Origin of the sequence: Elizabethkingia miricola (assembly GCF_001675285.1) — a bacterium.
GTDB classification, from domain to species: Bacteria; Bacteroidota; Bacteroidia; order Flavobacteriales; family Weeksellaceae; genus Elizabethkingia; species Elizabethkingia miricola.
This window is the reverse complement of record NZ_LSGQ01000001.1, coordinates 154,833-175,033: the sequence shown is the minus strand read 5'-3', so window position 1 is coordinate 175,033 and position 20,201 is coordinate 154,833. Positions and strand designations below refer to the sequence as shown.

Below are 20,201 nucleotides of genomic sequence, written 5' to 3'. Positions count from 1 at the left end.
TATGCAAATCATACAAAAACCCGGAATGGTTAGTCGGGTTTCATAGTAAAGTGCAAAATTAAACTTTTTTCATTAAGTCTCTAAATTCTGACAAAATCATTGATGTTGCACCCCAGATAATATAGCCATTGTAGTCAATTACAGGTACTTCTGTTCCTCTTGTAGAAGACAGTACTTTCATTTCCGGTTTATCGGGTAAATTGAAAAGTGAGCTTACCGGCATTTCTATAAGTTCTTGTGCTTCAGATTCCTGTAGGAGGAATTTTGGCTTTTTGGCGACCCATGATACATAAGCATGGACATAAAAATTACTTGGCGGAACATAAATGGGAGTAAGGGTTTTAATAATTGTCATGCTTTCCATAGCAATCCCAAGTTCTTCAAAGGTTTCCCGTTTGGCCGTAGTCTCAAAGTTGCCATCGGATTCTTCATATTTTCCACCAGGCAGACTTATCTGTCCGCTATGACGGTCATGTTGATTAACGCTTCTTACCATTAAAGGGAAGTACCATTGGTTTTCTTTCGGATATAAAAGAATATTTACAGCAGCCAGTTTAGGATCTAATGCCATAATCTGGTCTGTTGAAAGTAAAGGACGATAAGGAGGTGAATATAGCTGATGAGACACTGTCCCGTCTAATTCTGTTTTTGCAAATCTTTCTATAATATTCGACAATCTTTTCATCCTGTATCTTCTGTTGCATAAAGTTAAATAAAAATAGCGTAACGGGAAAACTTTTCTGGATTCCAGAGATAGAAACAATATGGTTTATTATTACTTATTGAATATTACTCATTGCCCATTAATACTATAGTAACGGAGCAAGTAATCTGCATACGGAAGCAAGCCCTCTTTTGAAAACAGAAGTTTTGTTCCACATTTCAATTGTCATAAGAGATGAAACTTTTTTGTCTTCCTCAAACTGCTGATCAAGCCTTTTCAGCACCTCATGATCATGCACTATAGCATTGATTTCAAAGTTGATCAGGAAACTTCTGTTGTCCAGATTTACAGTTCCTATATAAGCAAGAGCGTTATCTATATTCACTGTTTTAGCATGGAGAAAGCCTTTTTCATACAGATAAAGTTTTATTCCCCGTTTTAACAGAGGTTTCATAAACGAGAGCGATGCGTTTTGTACGATAAAAGAATCACCTTCTTTAGGAATCATCATTTCTACTTCAACGCCTTTGGATACAGCAATAGATAAGGCTGTTTTAAAAGAATCAGTAGGAATAAAATAGGGTGTGCAGATCTGTATCTTTTTTTTGGCAAGTGTAATCCCTAATATTAAAGATTCCATTGCCGATTGTATTTCATCACCAGGTGCTGTTACTGCAAAACTTACAATACTGCTGCCTTGTGTATGTGCATACCAATCACAATAATACCTAGGATCTTCCAGAGCATAGGGAGCTCCGTCAGTCATCATCCAGCTAAGCCAGAAACGCAGCTGCAGAATATTTACTGATGCTCCTTTTATCATAACAGAAGCATCGCGCCAGTATAGTTTTTCTGTATTGGGTTGGTTTATGTATTTGTCACTGATATTGATTCCGCCTACAAATGCAATGCTGGCATCTACAATTAGTATTTTTCGGTGATTACGGAAGTTAGAGTTTGCCAGTGAAGTGAAATGTACAGGCAGGAATACCTGAAATTCGATACCTGTATTCTCGAAACGCTTGTAATGCTTTGCCAGTGTGGGGGAACCAAAATCATCAATAATCATCCTTACTGTTACACCTTGCTGAGCCTTCTGAATAAGCAATTCTATAATCTCATTGCCTATGTTGTCTTCTTCAAAAATGTAATATTCCAAATGAATATGATCCTTTGCACTACGTATTGCTTCTATAAATTTTGGAAATTTCTCTTCACCATTTATCAGCAGTTCTGTCTCATTATAAAAGCTGGGTGGTGAAATTCTGGTTTTGTTCAGAAACTGATAAACCTGGGAGAGATCACCAATTTCATTTTCTATATCCCGCATATTTTGCTGTATAGAATCGTTCAGGTTTTTCCATTGATCCAGAATATACTGCCTTTGCTTTTTATCTATTTTCTTGAAATATTTTTCCCGCTGAAAATCTCTGCCGAAAAAAAAGTAAAGAATAATACCGATTACCGGCACAAAAACGATGATCATGATCCATGCCAGAGTTTTTGGCGGATTTCTGTTTTCTATGAGTATAGTAACAATAATAACGATGTTGGCTATTGTAAGTGGTACCCAATACCATTTTTCAATAAAAAGCCAGGCTGTATGCAGATGTTCGGTAAACATAAAAACAGAAGTTGCTGAATTTTGTTAGTTGAATTTACTAAAATTAATCCACAGAAAATATTATATTTGTTGGAAACACTGAAAAAACATAAATATGCTTGAATTTTTAAACGGATTGGCACCTTTGGAGAAAGGTTTTTGGTATGTAGCACTTATTAGTAGTGCAATATTTGCCATACAATCAATTATGACTTTTGTTGGCGGACATGATGCCGACGGAATTAATGCTGATTTCAGTGGAGATCTGGATCATGTAGATGCGCCGTTTCAGTTTTTCTCATTCCGTAACCTTATCAACTTTATGTTGGGATTCGGCTGGACAGGAGCCGTTTTTTACAATACAATAGGAAACAGTTTTGTATTGATAATTTTGGCAACACTCGTAGGCTGCCTTTTTGTATACCTTTTCTTTCTGATGATTCAGCAGATTATGAAGCTTTCGGAAGATAATACCTTCAATATAGAAAATCTGGTGAATGCCAGTGGACAGGTTTATATTCCTATTCCTGAAAATATGAATGGAAAAGGCAAGGTGCAGATTAGTGTAAAAGGTTCTCACCACGAACTGGATGCTATGACAGAAGGAGGAGAGAAGTTAATTTCTGGAACCTCTATTATTGTTGAAAAAATTAAAGACAAAATATTAATCGTTAAAAAATTAAATTAAAAGTATGTTGGAAGGATTTACATTGGTTATTGTAGCAGTAGTTGTACTCTTTGTTACATTTATTGCGCTTATTTCACGCTATAAGCGTTGTCCCTCGGACAAAATATTAGTCATTTACGGAAGAACAGGAGGCAAGTCAGCAAGATGTATTCATGGAGGTGGTGCATTTATCTGGCCGGTAATTCAGGATTTTGCATATCTGGATCTAAAGCCTATGTCTATTGAGGCTAACTTAACGAACGCCCTTTCCCGTCAGAATATCCGTGTGGATGTTCCTTGTCGTTTTACAATTGCAATCAGTACAGAACCTGATAGTATGGGGAATGCTGCTGAAAGATTGTTAGGGCTTTCACCTGAGCAGATTCAGGAATTGTCTAAAGATATCCTTTTTGGGCAGCTTCGTTTGGTTATCGCGATGATGACAATTGAGGAAATTAACTCGGACAGAGATAAATTATTGGAGAATATCTCGAATAACGTAGATACCGAATTAAAGAAAATTGGTCTGAAATTAATCAACGTAAACATTACGGATATTAAAGACGAATCCGGTTATATCGAAGCTCTTGGTAAAGAAGCAGCAGCAAAAGCGATAAACGAGGCTAAAGTAAGTGTTGCTGAGCAGGAAAAAATGGGGGAAACTGGTAAAGCAGATGCAGACCGTCAGAAAGATATTCAGATTGCAGAATTCAATAGAGATCGTGATGTGAAAATTGCAATTACAAGTAAAGATAAAGAAGTAAGTATTGCAGCAGCAGATAAAGACCAGGCGATTGGTAAAGCTGAAGCAGAAAGAGATGCGAGGATTGCGACTTCCATGGCTAATTCCCTGGCTGTAAGAGGGGAAAACGAAGCTAAAATTACTATTGCAAATTCCGATGCGGAAAGAAGAGAGAGAGAAGCAGAAGCTTTAAAACTGGCTACAGCTGCAGAAAAAGTACAAGCGGCAAAAGCTTTGGAAGAATCTTATGTTGCTGAACAGAAAGCAGAAGCTGCCCGTGCAGAAAGAGAGCGTTCTACACAAAACGCTAATATTGTTGTACCTGCTGAAATTGCTAAACAAAAAGCGATTATTGAAGCAGAGGCTCAGGCAGAAAAAATCAGACTTCAGGCAAAAGGAGAGGCTGATGCTATTTTTGCAAAAATGGATGCTGAAGCAAAAGGTTTATTCGAAATCTTAACGAAGCAGGCTGAAGGTTATGACCAGGTTGTTAAAGCAGCTGGTGGTGATACAAACAGCGCATTCCAGTTACTGATCTTAGAGAAATTACCTGAATTGGTTAAAACGCAGGTTGAGGCCGTTAAAGGTATTAAGATTGATAAAGTTACTGTATGGGATGGTAATGGAAACAATGAAAACGGAAATACTTCCACCGCAAACTTTGTATCGGGTATGATGAAATCTGTACCACCGTTGAATGATCTTTTCAATATGGCCGGGCTAAACCTTCCAAGCTATCTGAAAGGTAAACCTGAAGAGAAAGAAATCGTTAAGATTATTGAACAAAAGGCTCAGGAGAAAAAGAATTTTGATGATATGAGGGATAAGCCTCAGGATAAAAAAGACGAAGGTCAGAATCCTGAACAGAAATAGAAAAGTAATTATTAATCATATTAAGGCCGGAATAATTTCCGGCCTTTTTAATTTATAAAAACTGACAGAGTTTAAAAACAAAATGAAGATTGTATATTGACAGTATTTTTTATAATTTGTTAGTATACTTTTCAATTTGCTGTTTTAAATTTGTTTTTACATTTTCATTCCATTCAGTTTTTATTATACTTAATCTTGCTACGTCAATTCTTTCATTATTAGCGTCAGTTCCTGCATTTCTTAATACACCTTCAACCACACAGCCAATGCTCTTCATTGCACTTAAGCTTTTGATATTTTTGTTATTGGCAGCAAATCCAACTCTTTCCATTTGCAGCTTTTCAAATGCGAACTCCAATAATAAGAGTTTGCAGTTCTTATTAACCCCGGTTCCTTGGTATTGTTTTCCGTACCAAGTGTATCCGATTTCAATAGTTTTATTATCAGAAAAGATAGCGTAGAACCTTGTACTGCCTACATATTTTTGACTTGTTTTGTCAAAAACAATAAATGGATATTCTTTTTCATTTTCTCTTTGATTTATAGCATTTTTTACATATTTCTCGAGGTTCTCTTTTCCATTTGCTCCACCAGAGTTGTATTCCCATATTTCTGGCTCATTTTCTGAGTATGTTAGTAAGGTATTATAGTCAGAAAGTTCCAATGGTCGTAATGTAACAAAATCGTTTTCTAAAATATATTGTTCTTTAAAGTCTAGATTCATATTTTTATTTATTTTGTGAAGTATGTGTTGCTTATAACTAAAGAATTGTTATTTTATATTTTAAGAAGCAATATTAGGAATAATTCTATTATTTTTTTTCAAAATTATGTGAGTATGAAAAATGAGATATAAGTAAATGCTAAACATTAAATAAGCTATTATTATTTTCATAAAATTACTCCAAGCTTAGAGTTACCAGAACCGGCATATGGTCTGAAGCATCATTTTTAATAACCTTTACATCTTTTACTTTCCACTTACTGTTTTTATTTAGGAAAATATAATCTAGTCTGTATTTAGGTTTATGATAGGGGAAAGTAAGTTGTGGATTACCATGTAATACAGCAGCATCATTCATCTTTGCTGTAATCGCTTTGTAAGGCTTGCTATCCGGAGTAATATTGAAATCACCGAGTATAACTGCCGGAATAGATTTTGTTGTGGCAATAGAAGCAACTTGTTTGGCTTGCGCTATGCGGTTTTCTTCAAATTCATGGCATAAATGAGTGCCTCCAAAAATAATTTTTTGACCATTTGGGAAAGTATGTTGTATCGTAATTAAGGCTCTTTCTTCTCCTCCTTTAGGAATTGGCAGCTTATAAACAGTGGGTTTGTCCGGGAATCGGGATAAAATGCCCTCACCATAACCACCATTATCGTAATCCATTGCTTTTCCAAAGTGCCCGTACATTCCTGTTAATTTTGCCAATTCCTGTACCAGATCTTTGCGTATGCCATTATTGAATGCTGCTGTTCTTACAGTCATGCTGTCCACTTCCTGCATGGCAACAAAATCGGGTTTGTATTCGTTGATAACGGCTGCAATAGCTTCAAGATTGCTTTTTTCTCTTTCATAGTTTTTTTCACCATGGTAAATATTGTAGGTAAGTACTTTGATTTCCTGAGCCTGAAGCAGTCCAAAGCAAAATAACAGCAGAAAGCAACCTGTAATAGCTCTTCTGATTGATTGTGTCATGTTTATTAAGTTTTTAGTATGCCGAAGATAGGAAATTGCTGAAAATAAAGAGCATAAAAAAGCTCCGGAATTCCGGAGCTCTGTATTTTTTTAATTAGAGTCACTCATTAACTCTTTCTTTTTCGAATTGTATAAGGCGTATTCCAAATATTTAAAGGAATCGCGAGGGATAACAGTAACCCATTTTTTATAGCGTAAAAACCACTTGTTCTGTATGCTCATTACACCTTTGGTAAGATAAGCTTCTACAAAAGGATGTACATGTAAGTACAATCTTCCTTTTTCTTTAGTCAGGAAACTGCGGATTGCTTCTTCCATCTTTTCTACAGTAACAATAGGGGCTACAATTTCGCCATCTTTGTTAGGGTTTTCCTCTTTAGTTTCGATCTGTTTTTCAGGGCGGACACGTTGTCTTGTAATTTGTATCAGTCCAAATTTACTCGGTGGAAGAATTTTGTGTCTTGCTTTGTCCCGCTTCATTTCTTCCTTCAGGTGTTCAAAGAGTTCTTTCCTGTGCTCAGGATCCGTCATGTCAATAAAATCTATAACGATAATACCTCCCATATCCCGTAGCCTAAGCTGTCGGGCGATTTCTGTAGCAGCCATTTTATTCACGTTTAGTGCGTGAAGCTTATTAGTCTGGCTGGCAGAAATATTGTTTCCTGAATTAACATCTATAACGTGTAAAGCTTCAGTATGTTCAACAACCAGGTAAGCACCTTTTGAGCTTGGGATGTTTACATGTTTGCCAAAAGACTGTTTTAGCTGCTTTTCTACATTGTAGTATTCCAGGAGTGGGATGTGAGAATCATAAAGCTGAACAATATTCTTGCTTTCCGGAGCTATAACTTCCAGATAGTTTTTCATATCATTCACCATTTGCTCATCATCGCATATGATATTTACAAAGTCCTGATTAAAATTGTCCCGAAGTATAGCAGAAGCTTTGTCTTCTTCGCTCAGAACTTTAGACGGAACTTTATTTTTCTGAATGTTTTTGAAACAGCTTTCCCATTTGGTAATTAGCTGGTTCATATCATTGTGCAGTTCTGCTACTTTTTTTCCTTCAGCAACGGTACGGATTATAACTCCGAAACCTTCAGGTCTTATACTTTCTATAAGCATTTTCAGACGTTCTTTTTCCTGATTGTTTTTAATCTTTTTGGAAATAGAAACTTTGTTGTCGAATGGGATTAGTACCAGAAAACGTCCGGTTAAGGAAATCTGTGTGGAAATCCGCGGACCTTTGGTAGAAATTGGCTCTTTAGTGATTTGTAAAAGTACACTGTCCCCGGCTGCTAAAACCTTGTCTATAGTACCGTCTTTAGGAATTTCCTTTTGTACGGCAAAGTTTTTCAGACTGGAGTTCTGCTGTTTCTTAGAAATAGTATCTTTTACAAATTTCTGATAGGAAAGAATCTGTGGTCCCAAATCCAGATAATGCAAAAAAGCATCCTTTTCGTAACCTATGCTTACGAAAGCTGCATTTAAATTGGGAGCGAGTTTTTTTATTTTACCCAGAAAAAGATCACCTACTACAAACTGATTGTTCTGTTCTTCCTGATGTAGTTCGAACAAACGACCATCTTCCAGCAGGGCTATTTTAGAGGTGTCATCTTCATGTGAAATAATCAGTTCTTTCTTCATAAAATATGGTTATGACTAACCGTTTATAAAATAAAAATATAGCTAGTGAAGATAATAAATAAAACACTAACTATATTATATTTTATTAAAAAACTAAAAAAGATTATTTTTTCTTTTTGTGTCTATTTAATCTTCTTCTTTTTTTTCTCTTGTGAGTCGCTACCTTGTGTCTCTTTCTTTTTTTTCCGCTAGGCATAGTTTAAAAATTTTTATTAATAACAATTATTTATTTTCTACTTTCACTTTAGTTTTCACTTTCTCAGCAAACATTTTTGAAGGTTTGAAAGAAGGGATATTGTGTGCAGGGATTTCGATAGCCGTATTCTTAGAAATGTTTCTACCAGTCTTTGCAGCACGAGTTTTAATAACAAAAGATCCAAAACCTCTTAAATATACATTATCGTTGTTATAAAGAGAAGTTTTGATTTCCTGCATAAACGCTTCAATAACTTTCTGCGTATCATTCTTTTCTACCCCTAGTTTATTGGAGATGGTGTTCACCAATTCAGCTTTTGTCATTTTCGAATTTTGTTTTTATTTTTGGACTGCAAAGATAAAATATTTTTTTGAAAAATAATATAGAAAAAGCTTATTTCCTGAAACTTACCCGAAAAATTCTTTCCTGGTATAATCTCCACAGCCGTAATCTGCCGTGGCGGGAAACCCAAAAACCATATAATATATGGATATCAGAAATCATTCTTCAGCAGACGAGAGTTGAGCAGGGATGGAATCATTATGTCAATTTTATAAAAAGGTTTCCAACTGTAAAAGAACTACATGAGGCCGAAAATGACGAAGTCTTGTTGTATTGGAAAGGCTTGGGGTATTATTCCCGAGCGCTCAATCTGCATAAAGCTTCTCACCAGATTATAGAAGAATATAATGGAGAGTTTCCCGACACATTTGCTGGTCTTCAGAATTTGAAAGGAGTTGGAAAATATACGGCAGCTGCTATTGCCAGCATTAGTTACGGAGAAAGAGTACCTGCTATAGATGGTAATTTCTATCGTGTTTTCTCCAGAATATTAGCAGATGATTTCGATATAGCCTCGCCTAAGGCATATTCTTATTTCTACGATTTGATATTACCTTTTGTAGATAAAAATCGTCCGGGTGATTTTAATCAGGCCGTTATGGATATTGGCTCTCAGGTTTGTAAACCAAAGAATCCCGATTGTGTAAATTGTCCTGTAAATGAAGAATGTTTGGCCTTTGCCACAAATCGAATACAGGAATTACCCGTTAAATCGAAAAAAGTAAAAGTAGAGACACTGAATCTGCATTATTATTTTGTGAAATATGGAGAACATTTTTTGATCAGGCAGAGGGATGAAAGTTTTATATGGAAGAAACTCTATGAATTTCCAGATGAAATTCCGGATGAATTAAAAGATTGTATTGTTTTTGAAAAAACAGTACAGCATAAGCTTACTCATAAAACGCTGAATATTATTTTTAGTAGGGTAGAACCAGAGGATGAAAAGAGTTTCGAAGAGTTATGCGCTAATGGTAATTATATAATTGTTGATGTGGAACAGTCTCATAAAAAATCTTTCCCTAAACCATTAGAGAAGATTATTCAGGAATGGCATTAGTTTTTTTACAACGATAATTATAAAATAGCTATTTTTGCCGGATGCTTAAAAAATAAGTTCTTTTTGCAGTTTTATTTATCATTAAAAGATTGCATAAGAGGCTTATGAGAAAAAATATTAAAACAAAATTTTAGAATAATAGAAAATGAAACTTCTTTCAGTAGGTACTGTAGCTTTTGATGCTATCGAAACACCATTTGGTAAAACAGATAAAATATTAGGCGGAGCAGCAACTTATATCGGATTGGCAGCTTCTGTTCTTGACACTGATGTACATTTGGTTTCAGTTGTAGGTGGCGACTTTCCTGATGAATATCTGGACATGATGAAGGGGAAAAATATCAATGTAGATGGCGTTGAAGTTGTTGAAGATGGTAAGACTTTTTTCTGGGCAGGTAAATATCATAATGATCTGAATACCCGTGATACCTTGGCTACTGAGCTAAATGTATTAGAAAATTTCGATCCAAAGATTCCTGAAGGCGGAGCCGATGCAGAGATATTAATGCTTGGAAACTTGCATCCTGCAGTTCAGCTTGCAGTTTTAGAAAGAATGAAAGAACGTCCGAAATTAGTTGTTTTAGATACAATGAATTTCTGGATGGATCTTACGTGGGATTTGCTAATGGATGTTATTGCTAAAACAGATGTTATTACTATTAATGATGAGGAAGCAAGACAGTTGTCCGGAGAATATTCTTTGGTAAAAGCTGCTAAGAAAATTCATGCTTTAGGTCCTAAATATGTAATCATTAAGAAAGGAGAGCATGGTGCACTTCTTTTCGAAGACGGAAAAGTATTTGCTATTCCTGCTTTATTATTAGAAGATGTTTTCGATCCTACAGGAGCCGGAGATACTTTTGCCGGAGGGTTTGTAGCACACCTTGCTAAATGTGAGAAGTTTGATTTCGAAAGCATGAAAACAGCTCTTATTGTGGGAAGTGCTTTAGCTTCATTTACGGTAGAAGAATTCGGAACAGAAAAAATACAGACTGTAACCCCTGCAATGCTTAAAGAAAGAATTAAGCAATTTAAAGAACTAACAACATTTGAGGAACTGGTTTAATCACCGGTTTTTCAGGTTTTATTAAATACTTACATCAGATACATGAAAACTAAATCTTTAATCTCCCTGCTAACTGTAGCTGCAGCACATTTAGGCTTTGCACAAAGCATTGTTATTAATAATGATGCAATGCCAGTTGCAAAATTTTCAAAAGAATATGAATCGGGACTGAAGAATCAGGGGATAGATCAAACAATTGATTCCTATATTAATTTTAAACTGATTCAGGATTTCTCCAGATCGCTAAAGGCAGATACAACGCAGAACTTCAGGACTCAGATTGGTACACGTCTTAACGAGTTAAAGAAAGAAAGCTATTATCCAAAGGAATTAGAAACTAAGTTCCTAAACGATTATATGACTGCTAGCCAAAAAGAAAAGCAGGTTCAGGTTTTCTTTGCAAAAAAAGAAGAGGGTGTAAAGAAAGATTTTCAAAAGATTTATAATGATGTAAGGCTAGGGAAAATGACCATGGATCAGGCGATCCAGACAGAAGCAAAAGGAGATGCTAAGCCTTTGTATATTAAAGCTGGTGTATTGAGCGCTGAACTGGAAGCTGATGTACAAAAACTTTCTATAGGAGGTTATTCAAAATTAATTGACACTCCGGACAATGTAATGTTCGTAAAGGTTGTAGGAGAAAGACCTTCTTTAGGATATCTTATTTTCGGAACATTATCATATCCTAATGATACAAATTCAGAAAAAGCAAAAACCGAAATTTATAAAGCTTTAGCTTCTGGTAAAAAATTTAATGAGGTTACTGCGGAATTCGGAAGTAATGATAACGAGAAAAAGAATGGTGGTGTTGTGATGGGATCTCCTGTTTTACCAGAGGAAGCTTATACACAGCTAAAGACTCTTAAAGAGGGTGATTATACAAAAACTCCTATTCTTATTGAAAATAAATGGTTTATATTCAATATTTATTCAAAGAGACCTTATCAGATAACTCCGGATACAAAAGAGTTCTTCTTTACGGATATGATGAATTCTCAGTACGGAAATGCTTTTTATGATGCATTTATAGATAAGCTGAAAAAATCTCCGGGTTATAAGGAGTCAGGAGCTGCAGGTAAAGCAAAAGCTTCTTATGCAGAATTTAAAAAATTGGTGAATGATAAAGAGGCATTGTATACTTATAATGGCCAGCAGTTCACTGTAGGAGATTTTAAAGCTCAGATTAAGGACCATACTGCTGATGTCGAAAAAATGGACAACAAGAAGTGGGGGCAATTGGTAGATATGATGGGCAGAAATTTCTTGATGAGAGCTTATACCGTTGAATTCGAAAACAGACCTGAAGTTAAAAATCAGCTTGAGGATATTAAAAAGAATCTGTATTCCAATTATTTCTATGCAGAGTATCTTAAAAAGGAAATTTCGCTTCATCCAGAATGGACAGCAGATTATTATAACAAGCACAAAGATAAGTTCAAAAAAGAAGCAGCTGCTAAAGGAAGGGTTATTATCCCGGGTAATGAAGCGGATGTTGATAAATTTGTAAAAGCAATAAAGAATCCTGCTGACTGGGAAAAATTGCAGGCAGAATACAAAGGGAAGACAAACGATAAAAAGCAAGCTTTGGCCAACTTCAATGAAGGTGAGATGGTAGAGTCTGCAGAAGTTTTCAAAAAATATAATGTACCTTTCAAAACCGGTGTTTATACTGCGAAAATAGGCGGAAGAACTCTGGTTATTGCTAATGATGAAATTCTTCCGGCAGGAGTTATGACTCAGAAGGAAGCTGAAGAATCAGGTGAGCTTGAAGAACTGGTTACATCTGAGCAGATTAAAAAGATTCTTGCAGATTTAAAATCCAAGGCAAAGATTACAGTCGAACCTGGATTTGTGTCTGCTCTACAAAAGAATTTTAAGAAATAATTATAATAAAAAATAAGGTTTAATTCGGGCAGAATTCTAATTTTGCACCATTATAAAAAATAGATATGACAAAAAACTTTCGTTTTTTCTTTATCCTTAGTTTCCTTGTAACCACTTTTGCGGGTACACTACTAAAAGCTCAGGTAAAACAGGGACAATTAGTCGATGGTATTGCTGCGGTAATTGGTAATGAGATTGTTTTGGAATCTGATATTGAAGAATACATCAACATGTCCAAGCAACAGGGATCGCCGGTAGGGGATAAATGTGAAATTATAGAGAGTATTATTCACAATAAACTTTTGCTTTTTCATGCAAAAAAAGATACCCTTATTCAGAACAGAAGTAAAGAATTAAAAGCTGATGCAGATAACAGATTCCAGCAGATGCTTTCTGGTTTCCCTTCTGAAAAGGACATGCTTGCTGCTTATAAATACCGTACAGCATACGAATTTAAGGCAGCTATTGAGAAGATCTCTTCTGAGCAGTATTACCAAGGCGAAAAATATAAATTAATCACAAAAGGTGTAGATATTACACCAAGTGAAGTTTCTGCTTTTTATGATACTTATAAAACTCAGTTACCTCAGGTAAATGATGAAGTTAGGCTAAGCAGAATTATCATGTATCCTAAATTGACAGATGCTCACAAACAAGAGATTATTGATAAGTTAAAGAAAATAAAAGCAGCCATCCAGGGAGGTGAATCTTTCGAAAATCAAGCGAGAATTTATTCTGAAGATCCAGGTTCAGCTTCGAATGGAGGTCTTATCAATAATGTTGCAAAAGGAATGATGGTGAAACCATTTGAAGCTGCAGCACTAAACCTTCAGGAAGGAGAAATTTCTGATCCTGTAGAAACTGAATATGGTTACCATATTATTCAGCTGATTAAGAAGTCCGGTAAAATCTATGACGTAAGACATATTCTTATTGCCAGTACTCCAAATGCGGAAGAAATAAAAGCTGCTAAAAATGAATTGCAGAAAGTTAAAGCACAGATTGTTGATGGTACCATCTCGTTTAAAGATGCTGCTTTAAAATATTCTGATGATAAGTCTACCAAGTTTAATGCTGGTGTAATGACCGGTCAGGATGGATCTGATAATCTTGAGAAAACAAAAATGGATCCTGTAGATGCTTATCAGATTGCAGGTCTTAATAAAGGTGATATTACCGAGCCTTATGAAATCGAAGAGGGGCAAAGTAAGAAAAAAGCAATCGAGCTGATTCAGATCAACGATATTGTACCGGCTCACACTCTGGATATTACAACAGACTATGAACGTATAAAGTCTATAGCTTTGAACCAGAAAAAAGGAAATATTGTAGATCAGTGGATTAAGTCTAAATTGCCAGATACATTTATTTCCATCAATAACAGATATAAAGACTGTAAATTTAAAACAGACTGGAAGAGAGAATCTTTAATGAAATAAAGAGATCAATAAATTAAAATAAAATCCCTGTAGTGAATGTTACAGGGATTTTTATTTACAGTCAACTAATTGTAGTAAGTCAGCTATCTGTTTTGCTAATTAAATAGCTGTTTTTCGTATATTGAAAATCGATTGTCATTATTAAATATTATGAACAGAATTAAAGAACTTTTTGATATTAAATATCCTATTATACAAGGCGGTATGATCTGGCATAGTGGCTGGAGATTGGCTTCTGCTGTTTCCAACTGCGGTGGCTTAGGCTTGCTTGGAGCAGGGAGTATGTATCCTGATATTCTGAAAGAGAATATTATTAAATGCAAAGCAGCTACAGATAAACCATTTGGCGTGAATATACCTATGCTCTATCCTAATATGGATGAGATCATTAATATTATTCTGGAAGAAAAAATTAAAATTGTCTTTACATCTGCGGGAAATCCTAAAACCTATACAGAGGTTCTTAAAAAAGAGGGCATAAAAGTAGCACATGTGGTAAGCAGTGTCAAATTTGCATTAAAGTGCCAGGAAGCAGGTGTAGATGCAGTAGTTGCAGAAGGATTTGAAGCAGGTGGGCATAATGGAAGGGAAGAGACAACAACACTCTCTCTTATTCCTAATGTCAGAAGACAAGTTGATTTACCTTTAATTGCAGCGGGGGGCATTGCTTTAGGGTCTCAGGTTAAGGCTGCGATGTTATTAGGAGCTGAAGGTGTACAGATAGGCTCACGCTTTGCTGCTACCGAGGAAGCTTCCTCTCACGACAATTTTAAACAGAAGATTGTGGATACACAGGAAGGGGGAACACATTTGACATTAAAAGAACTGGCTCCGGTTAGGCTTATTAAAAATAAGTTTTATAATGATATCGAAAAATTATATGAATCAGGAAGAGATCAGGAGGCTCTTAGGTCTGTTTTAGGGCGCGCAAGAGCTAAAAAAGGAATGTTTGAGGGAGATATGGAAGAGGGAGAATTAGAAATAGGCCAGTCCTCTGCTCTAATCGATAGTATTTTGTCAGTGGAAAAAGTGTTTGAAAAGCTACTAAAAGAGTTTGAAGAGAGTAGTTGTCCTGAATTATAAAGAGTATCCGATTTAGTCCGATTTAGATAGTTTTTTGATTAAGAATTATTGTTCCCTCAATTATAAGATTGAGGGAATTTTATTTTATAAAAGCAATAGTTGTCATGAATTTAATCTATTACAATTTTTTGCTGAAGCCTGGTTGTGATTTGTTGTGATCATATATTATGGTATTCATAATAATATAGTTTAAATTTTATTTATTTTATTTTAGCCTTATAGCAGGGAGAAAGAGGGGGTGTTATAATAAGGCTGTTTAAATTTGTTTAATAATACTACGGAAATTAAATAAAGTTTGGTATGTATTTTGAAAATATGGGTCAACTACTTCATAAAATATGAATGTATATTTTTTATTATGTTCTGAATATAAGTTCCTTTTTTATAATTATTATAAATGAGTAATTTTGCACCCCGAAAATCTAAACTATAAGTTTTCTGTTTTGCAATTACTTGCATTTTAAAAAAGACTGCTTTTTTTGAAAAATAATTACTGATATGCCACACTGATAGGACATTTGTGGTGTATTAGAATAAATACGAATGAAGTTATAAAACATAAATGATAGAAAAAATGAAAGAAAAAACACAAAAAAGCGAATACGTTTCTCCTGATATGAAAGTATTTTTTGTTGAAATGGAACAGGGAATAGCAGCGGGTTCTGCCAGAGTTGTTCCTCCTAATAATGGTGGAGTTGTCCAGGATGAATGGATCCAGGGTGATGATGACAATAGAACCATTGAATGGTAACTTCTGATAACAACAAAAAAAATGATAGGAGAAATGATGAAAAAAAATACAATATTTAGAGGTAGAATAGCATTGCTATTCTTGGTAACAATAATGCTTTTCTCATGTAGAAGTAATGATGATGTAGTTAGTAATGGAGATAAACAGGCTACTCTTAAAATTAATCTGCAAGGAATAGATTCTGGTGTACAAAACCTTTTAGGGAATGGTGCGATTAAAATGGCATCTGTAGGAAATAAAAATTTTGCAGCACCGATGGAACAACGTTCTGAAGTTTCTTTTAACAAAGATTTTAAACTTATTGCAACACTTACACCGGTGGCTTCTTCAGTAAGAAATACCACTCAGGCTGCAATTGGTCCTGTGGCTGCAGCTGCGCCAGTGGGGCCTCAGGAGTTGAAAATAGGAACTAAATACAGAGTTATTGTTTATTCTGTAGACGGTGCATGGTTAGGAGTGCGTAATTATATATACGGGCAGGATTTGCCAGAAGAAGGAAGTCATTTTCCTGTAAATGCAGGTGAGACTTTAACTTTTGTTTGTCTTTCAGCTAACAGTGATACGGTTAGTCCTAATTTTACGCCTGCAGGAAATAGTTATGCTTATAATGATATTCAGGTAAGTAATGCTGATTATGATTTATTGCTTTTCAAAAAAACTATAACAATCGCAGAAGGAACAAACTACTTAGATGTTGTTTTTAAGCATGCGTTCAGCGAAATTACAACAACTATTAATACTGCAGCTATAGGTAATATTGAAGCTATTAGTGACGGAGTTGTAACTCCGAATTATGCATCTGCCAATGTTAAAATATCGGATTATTTTAATACGGACAATACGGTTAATGCTAATAATATTATATGGAATGGCTCTGCCGGTTCAGCATCTGTTAAGTTTACAGGAGCTATTCCAGGTGCGGTCGTTAAGGCTACAACTATTCTGCGTAGTCCGGTAACAACAAGTGGGGAAATGATTATTCCCTCTATCACTATTGCAGGGGTTACAAAAACTAATTTTAAAATTAGTGGATCAAAAGACTTAAATATTACTCCGGGAGTACGTTATAATCTTAATCTTACTCTTGCTCCGGCGTCCGGACATGATGTAGGTGGAGATATTATCTGGGCTCCGGCGAATCTTATTTACAATAATGGTAATTACGGGTTCGCTGCTAATCAGTCTGAATTTGGAGATCACTGGTATTTCAATGCAGTTAAACCATTGGAGACAGCTAAAGATGTTACGGAAGCGTACAGGTTGCCTGCGGATGTAACCGGAACCAGTATATATCGTATCGAAGAAGATCCTTGTACCAAAGTTACAGCATATGGAGGTGGATGGAGATTACCAACTCAGAAAGAGGTTGTGGATTCGGCAGGTAAAAATGTATATACCTTCCCGGGATACTATAATGGTGTGAAAGGAATTTTTATCGGAACAGATACGCAGCCTGCTCCCGCAGATTATGATAAGTATTTATTCTTACCGTTAGCAGGTTTTGGTAATACATATAATGCTGTTAAAGCTTCTGTAGAAGCAAGATATTGGACAAGTACTGAATTGTCTGCTGAAAATTTCTATGATTTTAGCTTCAATAGCGGCGGAGTTACAATAGGAACGGGTCAGTACTATAAATACGGAGAAAGTATCCGTTGTGTGAAAAGAAAATAATATGTTGGTGATGATGCGGATGATGTAGATGATATTAATGCGGATGCAGATGTAGATGATGTTGGTGTGATGAGCTCCTTTAGTCTTTTTTTGACTAAAGGAGTTTTTTTTGATAGAAATAAAAATTGAATTCCTGATGTGGATTGATTGAATTTTATTTATAAAATTAATGATTATTATTTTTTTACTGTAAAATTATATTGATAAATATTAATTAATAATTATAAAATATGTTTGAATTAATATTTGCATAATATCATATTTTTTGGTTATTTGAAAATATGATATAAATTTGTCGTAAATTTTCATCTTTTAATAAGATTTGATTATTAGGAGTTTGTATTCTTATGGTGAAGGTTATGCTGTTTTGTTGAATAATTCTTAGTGAATTTTTTCCTGTTAGCAATCTTATTTTAAAAATGAAAGACCATATGACAACAAATGAATAATAATATAAACAAAGTATTAATGATGAGTAATTTTCAAAAAGAAGAGTATGTTTCTCCTGAATTTGAAACTTCCTTAGTGGAGGTTGAAGAGGGGATCGCAACAGGATCAGCAAGAGTATTGCCTCCTGATTCCGGTGGTAATGTACAGGAACAATGGGATCCTGATACTGATGATGGCAGAACTATAGAATGGTAAAATTTATAATGAATGAAGTAAAACTACGAACTTACAAACAAATGAAAAATATAAAAATTACTACAGCTATGGCGATGTTATCATTGTCTTTATTGGCTGTATCATGCAGAAGCACTGATAGTGCTGTAGAAAATAACGGGGGAAACGAAATGGTGAATGGTTCAGCCCTTTTAAAATTTAACCTGACTGGGGATGATTTTGAAGGTCAAGATATTGAACCATTGGCTTCAACGAAGAATGCTGGTTCTGCTATGAAAGAACAGGTTAGTAATCTTATAGTGGGAGATCAGGCGTTTATCGTAACAATGACACCCGTGGTTTCTTTAAAGGGAAGTACGGCTCAGGCGTCTGTTAATCCAATTGCAGCTGGAGGTGTTAATTTAGTTCAGGGTGTAGCATTTAGAGTGGTTGTCTATAGAGGAGATACCTATATAGGACAGAAACTTTATACAATCAATGCCTCAGGGGGATCTGCTCCTACTGCAGGAACAAATTCTACTAGTGCAGATATGACGTTGGATGGAGATACTGAATCGCTTAATAAATATACCTTTGTAGTCTATTCTTTTAATAGTTCAACAGATCCGGGTGCAGCACCGACAACGAATCTTTCAGTTACGTCTTTGCCTGCGACATCTGGAAATAATGATTTGATGTATTTCAGAGCAGATAATGTTAGAGTGACTAAAGGTGATAATTTATTAAGTGTTGTATTTAAACATAAATTTAGCCAAATCACAACAATTATTGATGCTAGTGCAGTTTCTCCGGGTAATGGTATTCAGTCAATTAGTACGCCGGTTATGAGTAATCATCGTGCTACAGGAAATGTGCTAAAGCTCTCTGATGGAACGGTTACCTTTGGTGCAGCTGGTATTGGTAAAGCTGTTAATTTTACTGGGAATCCAACTACTAGTGCTGTATGGACTAGTTCTCCTTTGTTGTTTGCTAATCCGGGTGCTGCAGCTTCAGATATGGCAACGCTAACAATTGTATCTATGCAGGTTGGTACAAAGACTAAGAATGCTATCTCAATTCCTAATATTGTTGCAAAACCAGGATTTAAGTACAACCTTAAGTTAAAATTTGCATGTACAGATGTAGCGACTCCGGCTTTTGACTTTTCAATGAGTGACCCAGGGAATACAGGAAATACACGGCTTACCCAAAGCTTTAATTTCCCTGCTGCAGATGCAGGATTCGTATTTGATGTATATGAATTAGATAATTCTTTTAACTTAAACGTTAACGGAGTCGATTTGTCTAATCAGGAAATTCAATTCCAGGGAGGGGTACCTAATTATCCTGTTAATATCCGTTTTAAATCTGATGGAGCATTATATGGTGATACTACTAAAGGGGTTCAGGAGGTTTATAATATTACCGGAAATGCAGCAAGCCCTGTTGTGAGGATAACAATCGGGCCGGATGGTTCTGTTTCTATGATGGGGAAAAGGTCTACCGCAGGAACGTTGGAGCCACTAGAGTTGTTTAATACTGCTTTGTTTAATAAGGTAACGTGGAATTCTACTGCAATAAACCCTGTGACAGTTACTCAGTTAGTAACCGGATTAACCAAATTTATTGGTAAAGGTACAGGTAGAAAGGTTGTTACTTGCCCATAAAAAAAGATATATTATCTAAAAGGTCTCTGGTATTCCAGAGACCTTTTTTTTGTTTCAAATATTTATAAAGTTTTATTTGATTTTTTATTTTATATATGTTTGTTCTAAATAATATGATTTTTATTTCGTTTAGAATAATTCACTTTTATAAGCTAAATAAAAATTGTAAATTGCATACCTGTTTTTACTTTTATATAAAATACTGATTTTCAATTAGTTGTATTTTATGTTTGAATGATGGTTGTCTTATTTTACTTTAATTGTTTTATTATAAAGTATTTTTGGTGATTTGATTTACTCATAGAAGTATAAAAATAAAAACCGAATGATGATAATTTACAAACGATTAGAACGAAATGATGAAAAATGATCAAAAACAGGAGTATTCTGCTCCTGTAGTGGAAGTTTTATTTCTTGAAATGGAGCAGGGAGTTGCTGCTGGATCAGCAAAAGTGCTTCCACCAAATAGTGGTGGAGCAGTCCAGGAAGAATGGATACAGGGTGATGATGATAACCGTACTATTGAATGGTAATATCTCT

The 20,201-nt window shown here is 35.2% G+C and carries 18 protein-coding genes; 12 read left to right on the top strand and 6 right to left on the bottom strand.

Features of this window, described 5'->3' with window-relative positions; all coding sequences use genetic code 11:
- Positions 1-58: 58 nt before the first annotated feature.
- Together ATE49_RS00840 and cls are read right to left on the bottom strand one after the other, a co-directional pair.
- Complete coding sequence (locus ATE49_RS00840; RefSeq protein WP_021346499.1) at positions 59-685, bottom strand: NUDIX hydrolase; 627 nt, start codon at positions 683-685, stop codon at positions 59-61.
- A 124-nt stretch (positions 686-809) separates the two neighbouring features.
- Positions 810-2,288, bottom strand: a complete 1,479-nt coding sequence (gene cls, locus ATE49_RS00835) for a cardiolipin synthase (RefSeq protein WP_065080721.1) — start codon at positions 2,286-2,288, stop codon at positions 810-812.
- Between the two features lie 94 nt (positions 2,289-2,382).
- On the opposite strand from cls, the gene ATE49_RS00830 reads away from it, so the two are divergent.
- Both ATE49_RS00830 and ATE49_RS00825 read left to right on the top strand, forming a co-directional pair.
- Positions 2,383-2,955 carry an NfeD family protein gene (locus ATE49_RS00830; protein ID WP_065080720.1) on the top strand — a complete coding sequence of 191 codons (573 nt, stop codon included), beginning with the start codon at positions 2,383-2,385 and terminating at the stop codon, positions 2,953-2,955.
- Positions 2,956-2,959: 4 nt separating this feature from the next.
- Positions 2,960-4,549: a flotillin family protein gene (locus tag ATE49_RS00825; RefSeq protein WP_065080719.1), complete on the top strand. Its 1,590-nt coding sequence runs from the start codon at positions 2,960-2,962 to the stop codon at positions 4,547-4,549.
- Between the two features lie 109 nt (positions 4,550-4,658).
- On the opposite strand, the gene ATE49_RS00820 is transcribed toward ATE49_RS00825, so the two are convergent.
- The 4 genes from ATE49_RS00820 to ATE49_RS00805 all read right to left on the bottom strand — a co-directional run bounded on the left by ATE49_RS00820 (position 4,659) and on the right by ATE49_RS00805 (position 8,415).
- Positions 4,659-5,273: a GNAT family N-acetyltransferase gene (locus ATE49_RS00820; protein ID WP_065080718.1), complete on the bottom strand. Its 615-nt coding sequence runs from the start codon at positions 5,271-5,273 to the stop codon at positions 4,659-4,661.
- Positions 5,274-5,448: 175 nt separating this feature from the next.
- A complete protein-coding gene (locus ATE49_RS00815) occupies positions 5,449-6,249 on the bottom strand; it encodes an endonuclease/exonuclease/phosphatase family protein (RefSeq protein WP_065080717.1) in 801 nt (266 codons plus the stop codon).
- Between the two features lie 90 nt (positions 6,250-6,339).
- On the bottom strand, positions 6,340-7,896 hold the full coding sequence (locus ATE49_RS00810) for an Rne/Rng family ribonuclease (RefSeq protein WP_009085359.1): 1,557 nt from the start codon (positions 7,894-7,896) through the stop codon (positions 6,340-6,342).
- A gap of 222 nt (positions 7,897-8,118) precedes the next feature.
- The gene (locus tag ATE49_RS00805; RefSeq protein ID WP_009085358.1) at positions 8,119-8,415 is read right to left on the bottom strand and encodes an HU family DNA-binding protein; all 297 of its coding nucleotides are present in this window, start codon (positions 8,413-8,415) and stop codon (positions 8,119-8,121) included.
- A 47-nt stretch (positions 8,416-8,462) separates the two neighbouring features.
- On the opposite strand from ATE49_RS00805, the gene mutY reads away from it, so the two are divergent.
- The 10 genes from mutY to ATE49_RS20305 all read left to right on the top strand — a co-directional run bounded on the left by mutY (position 8,463) and on the right by ATE49_RS20305 (position 20,194).
- Positions 8,463-9,494, top strand: a complete 1,032-nt coding sequence (gene mutY, locus ATE49_RS00800; protein WP_065080716.1) for an A/G-specific adenine glycosylase — start codon at positions 8,463-8,465, stop codon at positions 9,492-9,494.
- Between the two features lie 145 nt (positions 9,495-9,639).
- A complete protein-coding gene (locus ATE49_RS00795; protein WP_059155325.1) occupies positions 9,640-10,560 on the top strand; it encodes a PfkB family carbohydrate kinase in 921 nt (306 codons plus the stop codon).
- Between the two features lie 42 nt (positions 10,561-10,602).
- Positions 10,603-12,444, top strand: a complete 1,842-nt coding sequence (locus tag ATE49_RS00790) for a peptidylprolyl isomerase (RefSeq protein ID WP_065080715.1) — start codon at positions 10,603-10,605, stop codon at positions 12,442-12,444.
- A 65-nt stretch (positions 12,445-12,509) separates the two neighbouring features.
- Positions 12,510-13,883, top strand: coding sequence for a peptidylprolyl isomerase (locus ATE49_RS00785; RefSeq protein WP_065080714.1), 1,374 nt, complete (start codon positions 12,510-12,512; stop codon positions 13,881-13,883).
- A gap of 150 nt (positions 13,884-14,033) precedes the next feature.
- Positions 14,034-14,966: an NAD(P)H-dependent flavin oxidoreductase gene (locus ATE49_RS00780; protein WP_176370680.1), complete on the top strand. Its 933-nt coding sequence runs from the start codon at positions 14,034-14,036 to the stop codon at positions 14,964-14,966.
- A gap of 562 nt (positions 14,967-15,528) precedes the next feature.
- Positions 15,529-15,717, top strand: a complete 189-nt coding sequence (locus ATE49_RS00770; RefSeq protein WP_059155328.1) for a hypothetical protein — start codon at positions 15,529-15,531, stop codon at positions 15,715-15,717.
- A 33-nt stretch (positions 15,718-15,750) separates the two neighbouring features.
- A complete protein-coding gene (locus ATE49_RS20460; RefSeq protein WP_234107927.1) occupies positions 15,751-17,391 on the top strand; it encodes a fibrobacter succinogenes major paralogous domain-containing protein in 1,641 nt (546 codons plus the stop codon).
- Positions 17,392-17,859: 468 nt separating this feature from the next.
- Positions 17,860-18,036, top strand: coding sequence for a hypothetical protein (locus ATE49_RS00760; RefSeq protein ID WP_249489599.1), 177 nt, complete (start codon positions 17,860-17,862; stop codon positions 18,034-18,036).
- A 41-nt stretch (positions 18,037-18,077) separates the two neighbouring features.
- Positions 18,078-19,661 carry a hypothetical protein gene (locus tag ATE49_RS00755; RefSeq protein ID WP_065080713.1) on the top strand — a complete coding sequence of 528 codons (1,584 nt, stop codon included), beginning with the start codon at positions 18,078-18,080 and terminating at the stop codon, positions 19,659-19,661.
- Positions 19,662-20,017: 356 nt separating this feature from the next.
- Positions 20,018-20,194 carry a hypothetical protein gene (locus tag ATE49_RS20305; RefSeq protein WP_165689183.1) on the top strand — a complete coding sequence of 59 codons (177 nt, stop codon included), beginning with the start codon at positions 20,018-20,020 and terminating at the stop codon, positions 20,192-20,194.
- The last annotated feature ends 7 nt before the right edge of the window (positions 20,195-20,201 follow it).

Bases quoted from the DNA above. Each gene is read 5' to 3' on its own strand.
- ATE49_RS00815 (WP_065080717.1), bottom strand. From the start codon at position 6,249: ATGACACAATCAATCAGAAGAGCTATTACAGGTTGCTTTCTGCTGTTA.
- ATE49_RS00805 (WP_009085358.1), bottom strand. From the start codon at position 8,415: ATGACAAAAGCTGAATTGGTGAACACCATCTCCAATAAACTAGGGGTA.
- ATE49_RS20460 (WP_234107927.1), top strand. From the start codon at position 15,751: ATGATGAAAAAAAATACAATATTTAGAGGTAGAATAGCATTGCTATTC.
- ATE49_RS00830 (WP_065080720.1), top strand. From the start codon at position 2,383: ATGCTTGAATTTTTAAACGGATTGGCACCTTTGGAGAAAGGTTTTTGG.
- ATE49_RS00840 (WP_021346499.1), bottom strand. From the start codon at position 685: ATGAAAAGATTGTCGAATATTATAGAAAGATTTGCAAAAACAGAATTA.
- ATE49_RS00785 (WP_065080714.1), top strand. From the start codon at position 12,510: ATGACAAAAAACTTTCGTTTTTTCTTTATCCTTAGTTTCCTTGTAACC.
- ATE49_RS20305 (WP_165689183.1), top strand. From the start codon at position 20,018: ATGATGAAAAATGATCAAAAACAGGAGTATTCTGCTCCTGTAGTGGAA.
- ATE49_RS00820 (WP_065080718.1), bottom strand. From the start codon at position 5,273: ATGAATCTAGACTTTAAAGAACAATATATTTTAGAAAACGATTTTGTT.
- ATE49_RS00825 (WP_065080719.1), top strand. From the start codon at position 2,960: ATGTTGGAAGGATTTACATTGGTTATTGTAGCAGTAGTTGTACTCTTT.
- ATE49_RS00810 (WP_009085359.1), bottom strand. From the start codon at position 7,896: ATGAAGAAAGAACTGATTATTTCACATGAAGATGACACCTCTAAAATA.
- ATE49_RS00770 (WP_059155328.1), top strand. From the start codon at position 15,529: ATGATAGAAAAAATGAAAGAAAAAACACAAAAAAGCGAATACGTTTCT.
- cls (WP_065080721.1), bottom strand. From the start codon at position 2,288: ATGTTTACCGAACATCTGCATACAGCCTGGCTTTTTATTGAAAAATGG.
- ATE49_RS00760 (WP_249489599.1), top strand. From the start codon at position 17,860: ATGATGAGTAATTTTCAAAAAGAAGAGTATGTTTCTCCTGAATTTGAA.
- ATE49_RS00795 (WP_059155325.1), top strand. From the start codon at position 9,640: ATGAAACTTCTTTCAGTAGGTACTGTAGCTTTTGATGCTATCGAAACA.
- ATE49_RS00755 (WP_065080713.1), top strand. From the start codon at position 18,078: ATGAAAAATATAAAAATTACTACAGCTATGGCGATGTTATCATTGTCT.
- ATE49_RS00780 (WP_176370680.1), top strand. From the start codon at position 14,034: ATGAACAGAATTAAAGAACTTTTTGATATTAAATATCCTATTATACAA.
- ATE49_RS00790 (WP_065080715.1), top strand. From the start codon at position 10,603: ATGAAAACTAAATCTTTAATCTCCCTGCTAACTGTAGCTGCAGCACAT.